At 72.2% G+C, this 5,361-nt stretch carries 5 protein-coding genes and 2 pseudogenes; all 7 read left to right on the top strand.

The features are described 5' to 3' along the window. Nucleotides 1-36: 36 nt before the first annotated feature. Nucleotides 37-455 (top strand): annotated as a pseudogene (locus tag ACTWQJ_RS45825) (molybdopterin cofactor-binding domain-containing protein); the annotation flags it as partial. Beyond that, nucleotides 438-1,457 (top strand): SRPBCC domain-containing protein, encoded by a 1,020-nt coding sequence (locus ACTWQJ_RS45820; RefSeq protein WP_443312311.1) that lies wholly within the window; start codon nucleotides 438-440, stop codon nucleotides 1,455-1,457. The pseudogene ACTWQJ_RS45825 and the gene ACTWQJ_RS45820, both read left to right, overlap by 18 nt. 131 nt (nucleotides 1,458-1,588) lie before the next feature. Then, a complete protein-coding gene (locus ACTWQJ_RS45815) occupies nucleotides 1,589-2,122 on the top strand; it encodes a MarR family winged helix-turn-helix transcriptional regulator (RefSeq protein ID WP_443312310.1) in 534 nt (177 codons plus the stop codon). A gap of 127 nt (nucleotides 2,123-2,249) precedes the next feature. Continuing rightward, nucleotides 2,250-2,758: pseudogene (locus ACTWQJ_RS45810) on the top strand (peroxiredoxin). Between the two features lie 206 nt (nucleotides 2,759-2,964). Continuing rightward, on the top strand, nucleotides 2,965-3,477 hold the full coding sequence (locus ACTWQJ_RS45805) for a phosphotransferase (RefSeq protein ID WP_443312309.1): 513 nt from the start codon (nucleotides 2,965-2,967) through the stop codon (nucleotides 3,475-3,477). Between the two features lie 129 nt (nucleotides 3,478-3,606). Beyond that, nucleotides 3,607-4,770, top strand: coding sequence for an exonuclease SbcCD subunit D (locus ACTWQJ_RS45800; RefSeq protein ID WP_443312308.1), 1,164 nt, complete (start codon nucleotides 3,607-3,609; stop codon nucleotides 4,768-4,770). Between the two features lie 28 nt (nucleotides 4,771-4,798). Continuing rightward, on the top strand, nucleotides 4,799-5,361 hold a 563-nt coding region (locus ACTWQJ_RS45795), incomplete at its 3' end, for an AAA family ATPase (protein ID WP_443312307.1).

The following is a 5,361-nucleotide window of genomic DNA, read 5'->3' as shown; positions in this document are numbered from 1 at the left end:
GTCAACGCGGGCAACGCCACGCACCGGGCCGGACGCCTGGTACGGGAGAAGATCATCGAAGCGGCGGCGCGCCGCCTCGGCACACCGGCCGCCGCCCTCGTGCTGGCCGACGGCGTGGTGAGGACCGAGGAGCCCGGCGGCCCGGCGATCGCCCTCGCCGAACTCGCCGGGCGTGCACCGCTGCCGTGCACACCCGAGCCGACCGACGGCCGGCACGGCACCGAACTCAGCGAGACCGTCCACTTCCGCCCACCGGGATTCGCGGTCGCCAGCGGAGCGCACGCGGCCGTCGTCGAGGTCGACGAGCACACCGGCGCCGTCGAGATCCTCCACTACGTCGTCGTCCACGACGCGGGCGTGATCGTCAACCCATGATCGCGGAAGGACAGGTCACCGGGGGCATCGCCCAGGGCATCGGCGGCGCGCTCCACGAGGAGATGATCCACGGCCCCGACGGCCAGCCCCGCACCGGCACCTACATGGACTACCTGGTTCCGACGTCCTCGGAGATCCCCGACCTCGACATGGACGAGATCGTCAGCCCCAGCCCGATGAACGGCCTCGGCGTCAAGGGTCTCGGCGAGGGCGGCGCCATCGCCCCGCAGGCGGTCCTCGCCAATGCCGTCGAGGACGCGCTGCGCCCGCTCGGTGTCGTCGTGCGCCGCGGCCCGCTCCCGCCGAGCCGGGTGCGATCTCGTGCGCGCCGCATGCCGGAGCTGAATCCGCCGTTCCCTCACCCGCGTTCACCGGCCTGCGGCCACCCCGCCGACGGCCGAGGCGGGAGCGAGCCCCGTCTCGTTCCCGCCCTCCCCTCACCGGATTGGACCCCCATGCAGCTCGACCACTCGTTCACCGTCGCCGCGGACCCCGACGACGCCTGGAAGCTCTTCCACGACCTCGCCCGGGTCGCCCCCTGCATGCTCGGAGCGGTGCTGGACACGCTCGACGGCGACACGCTCACCGGACGGGTCAAAGTCAAGGTCGGCGCAGTGCAGATGAGTTACCGGGGTTCGGGCACCGTCCGGCGGGACGAACCGGCCCGCCGCCTGCTTCTCGACCTCACCGGCAGCGAGACGCGGGGCGCCGGCACGGCGTCGGCCGTGGTCACGGCGACGCTCACCGCCGAGGGGAGCGGCACCCGCGTGCGGGTCCGCACGGACCTGGACATCACCGGCCGCCCGGCCCAGTTCGGCCGCGGCATCATGACCGAGGTCGGCGACCGGATCGTCCGGCAGTTCGCCGACCGTCCGGAAGACCTGCTGCGCGAGGCGGGCCCGGTCGCACCGGCCTCCGCCACGGCTCCGGCGGCCGCCTCGTCCGCCTCCGCCGAGCCCGAGGCCGTGGATCTGGGAGCCGCGGCCCTGCCCGTGCTGCTCCGCAAGGCCGCCGGACCGGCTGCCGCGGTGCTCCTCGCGGTCGTGGTCGTCCGGATGGTGGCCCGCCGGGCCCGCGGCTGACCACCGGCGCCCCCGGGGGGGGTCATCCGTGCTCTGCAGCCGTCCCGGCACGTGTCATCTCCTCAGCGGTAAGATTCTCAGTGCCGTGAGAAGCCGGAGGGGTGCCGGCGGAGCCGTACGAGGGGAAGACGATGGCTGCATCGAAGCCGGCGGACCGCGACGCCGTGGCGAAGGTGATCGACGACTGGGCCCGCGAGCGGCCCGAGCTGGACACCAGCCCGCTGGAGGTCCTCGCCCGGCTGCACCGCTCGTTCCTGCGCTACAGCACCCGGCTCACCGCATCGATCGAACGCCACGGCCTGTCGGTCGCCGGCTTCGACGTGCTCACCGCGCTGCGCCGCGCCGGGGAGCCGTACCGCCTGACCGCGGGGCAGCTCGCCGACTCCGGGCTCGTCTCCTCCGCCGGCGTCACGCTGCGGATCGACCGGCTGGAGAAGGACGGCCTGATCGTCCGTGAACGCGACGCGGACGACCGCAGGGTCGTCTACTCACGGCTCACCGACAAGGGGCTCGCAACGGTCGACACGGTCTTCGCGGAGCACCTCGACAACGAGCGCCGGATGCTCGGCGGCCTCTCACCTTCCGAACGCCGGCAGATCGCACGGCTGCTGCGCAAGCTCGAGGACTCCATCCTCGCGTCGGACGACGAGCCGCAGGAGTCCTAGAGTCCCCGCCGGGTACCCGCGCACCGGACGCCACCGCGCCGCGTGCCCCCGCGGGCGACTGGCAGACTGCCCGGCGGGACCGCGACGCTGCGGGACCGACCCGCTGCTCCCGACAGGGAGACTCACCATGGCCAGGACGCCCGACATCGGCTCGCCCGCCCCGGACTTCACCGTCCAGGGAACCCTCCGCACCGCAGCGGGCCCCGAGCGGAGCGAGTACACGCTCTCCGCGCACCGCGGCAGCCCGCTGGTCCTGGCCTTCTACCCGGGCGACAACACGGCCGTCTGCACCCGCCAGCTGTGCTCGTACACCTCGGAACTCGACCGGTTCAAGGACCTCGGCGCCACCGTCTGGGGCATCAGCCCGCAGGGCCTCGACAGCCACGAGGGCTTCGCCGAGCAGTACGACCTGCGCTTCCCGCTGCTGGCCGACACCGACCGCGAAGTGGCCCGGGCGTACGGCATCGCCGTGCCCGGACTCGGCCTGCGGCGTTCGTGCTGGACGCCGAGGGCGTGGTCCGCTGGAAGCATGTGGCGCTGGCCGGGCTCACCTTCCAAAACGTGGACACCCTCGCCGAGCGGATCGCCGAGGCGACGGCGGTCCGCGCCGACGGAGCGCTCCCGGGCGACCAGTAGGAGCGGGCCCCCGGATACGAGTCGCGAACTCGCGGAACGGGACGAGTGCCTCGAAGCCGCCCGTGCCTCGAACCGTGAGCCAGTGGTCCAGCTCAACCGCTGACCGGCTTCAGCCGCCGGCATGTCCCGATCGGTGATCCTCCGCGCAGCGGTCCCTTCCTTGACTCCAGCAGCCAAGTACCCCGGTCACATGGGAAAGTGTGCTCATGTGGTCGCGACTGCCTTTCGGCGACGAGTTACAGGCCGATCGGGGGCTGCCTCGGCGTTCTCGCCGGTTGAGCAGCAGCCCGCGCTCACGTGTGTGGCGCGTCGAGCTGGCCGCTGGACCAGCGGTGCTGGAGCAGATCGTCACGGGAAACGATGCCGATGAGCGATACGCTCGCGAGGTGGCCGCTCTACGGCTCGCTTCCCAGGCCAAAGCGCCTGTGGTGCCCCGCCGTACTGGGCACCGATCCGGTGAGCGGGTCCTGGTCCTGCAGTACCTGGACCACCAACGACCGTCCCCCGATTGGATCGTCGGGTACGCCGCAGCATTGGCGCGGTTGCACGCCTCCGCCGGCCCCGAAGTCGTTGAAGTGCTGCCCACGATCTCGCACGAGAGGCTTTGGGGGACGCATGTGGGATTCGTGGCCCCTCCTCGAAGCGCCTTGAAGCCTCGGCCGTACCGTCAGCCAGATCACTGCGGACATTTCCGGCAACTCGGTGCCGGAAGCGGGTGAGGAGCTGAGGCGTGTGGTGGATCAGGGCCCCATAGACGTTAGCGTGGTGAGTGCTGATCGCGAGCCCGTGCTGGTTCGTGCTGGTTTTTGGGGCGCAGGAGGGGAAAACATGCAGGTCGGAGCGGTTTCTTGAGATTGCTGCACACTTCCGACTGGCATCTCGGCCGGGCGTTCCACCGGGTGAGCATGCTCGGCGCCCAGGCCGAGTTCATCGGCCACCTCGTCACGACCGTGCGTGAGCACGACGTGGACGCGGTCGTCGTGTCGGGAGACGTGTACGACCGGGCCGTACCGCCGCTGGCCGCGGTGGAGCTGTTCGACGACGCCCTGCACCGGCTTGCCGACCTCGGCGTGCCGACGGTGATGATCTCCGGGAACCACGACTCCGCCCGCCGTCTCGGGGTCGGCGCCGGGCTGATCGGCCGGGCGGGGATTCATCTGCGCACCGAGCCGTCGGCGTGCGGCACGCCGGTGGTACTTCGGGACGACTTCGGCGACGTTGCCTTCTATGGTCTGCCGTACCTCGAACCCGCCCTGGTGAAGGACGAGTTCGGGGTGGAGAAGCCGGGACACGAGGCCGTGCTCGCCGCTGCCATGGACCGGGTCCGCGCCGACCTCGCCACGCGCGCACCCGGCACGCGGTCCGTCGTCCTCGCGCACGCCTTCGTCACCGGCGGCGAGGTCAGCGACAGCGAGCGGGACATCACCGTCGGCGGTGTGGCGTCGGTGCCGGCGGCCGTCTTCGACGGCGTGGACTATGTGGCGCTCGGGCATCTGCACGGCTGCCAGACCCTCACCGAGCGCGTGCGCTACTCCGGCTCTCCGCTGGCGTACTCCTTCTCGGAGACCGCGCACCGCAAGAGCATGTGGCTCGTCGACCTCGACGCCGACGGCTCGGTCGCCGCCGAGCGCATCGACTGCCCGGTGCCGCGCCCGCTGGCCCGGATCCGGGGCCGGCTGGAAGAGCTGCTCGCCGATCCGGCGCTCGCGCCGCACGAGGCGGCCTGGGTCGAGGCGACGCTTACCGACCCGGTCCGCCCGGCCGACCCCATGGCCCGCCTCACCGAGCGGTTCCCGCACACCCTCAGCCTCGTCTTCGACCCCGAGCGGGCCGCCGACGAGCCCGAGGTGTCCTACGCCCGCCGCCTCGCGGACCGCAGCGACCAGCAGATCGCCGAGGACTTCGTGGCCCATGTGCGCGGCGCGGGGCCCGACGCGGACGAACAGGCCGTTCTGCGCGACGCGTTCGACGCGGTGCGCGCGGACCAGGCCGTGCGGGAGGTGGCGCGGTGATGCCGTACACCGTGGTGGAGGGGCCCCGATGAGGCTGCACCGGCTGGACATCACCGCCTTCGGCCCCTTCGGCGGCACCCAGACCATCGACTTCGACGAACTGTCGGCCGCGGGACTCTTCCTGCTGCACGGACCGACCGGCGCCGGCAAGACGTCCGTCCTGGACGCCGTGTGCTACGCGCTCTACGGCTCCGTACCCGGCGCCCGGCAGAGCGGCCAGGGCACGACCCTGCGCAGCGACCACGCGGCCCCCGCCACACGCACGTCGGTCACCCTCGAACTGACCGTCGCCGGGCGCCGGTTGGAGATCACCCGGCAGCCGCCGTGGGAGCGCCCCAAGAAGCGCGGCACCGGCACCACACTGGACAAGGCGCAGACCTGGCTGCGCGAGCACGACGCCACCGCCGGCAGCTGGAAGGACCTCAGCCGCTCCCACCAGGAGATCGGCGAGGAGATCACCCAGCTGCTCGGCATGAGCCGCGAGCAGTTCTGCCAGGTCGTCCTGCTGCCCCAGGGCGACTTCGCACGCTTCCTGCGCGCCGACGCCGAGGCCCGCGGAAGACTGCTGGGCCGCCTCTTCGACACCCACCG

The sequence above is a fragment of the Streptomyces sp. KR55 genome (assembly GCF_052245645.1).
In the GTDB taxonomy this organism is placed as follows: domain Bacteria; phylum Actinomycetota; class Actinomycetes; order Streptomycetales; family Streptomycetaceae; genus Streptomyces; species Streptomyces flavusporus.
This window is presented reverse-complemented; position numbering and strand designations above follow the sequence as displayed.

Excerpts from the sequence above, each read along its gene's own strand:
- ACTWQJ_RS45820 (WP_443312311.1), top strand. The coding sequence starts at position 438 with ATGATCCACGGCCCCGACGGCCAGCCCCGCACCGGCACCTACATGGAC.
- ACTWQJ_RS45815 (WP_443312310.1), top strand. The coding sequence starts at position 1,589 with ATGGCTGCATCGAAGCCGGCGGACCGCGACGCCGTGGCGAAGGTGATC.
- ACTWQJ_RS45805 (WP_443312309.1), top strand. The coding sequence starts at position 2,965 with ATGTGGTCGCGACTGCCTTTCGGCGACGAGTTACAGGCCGATCGGGGG.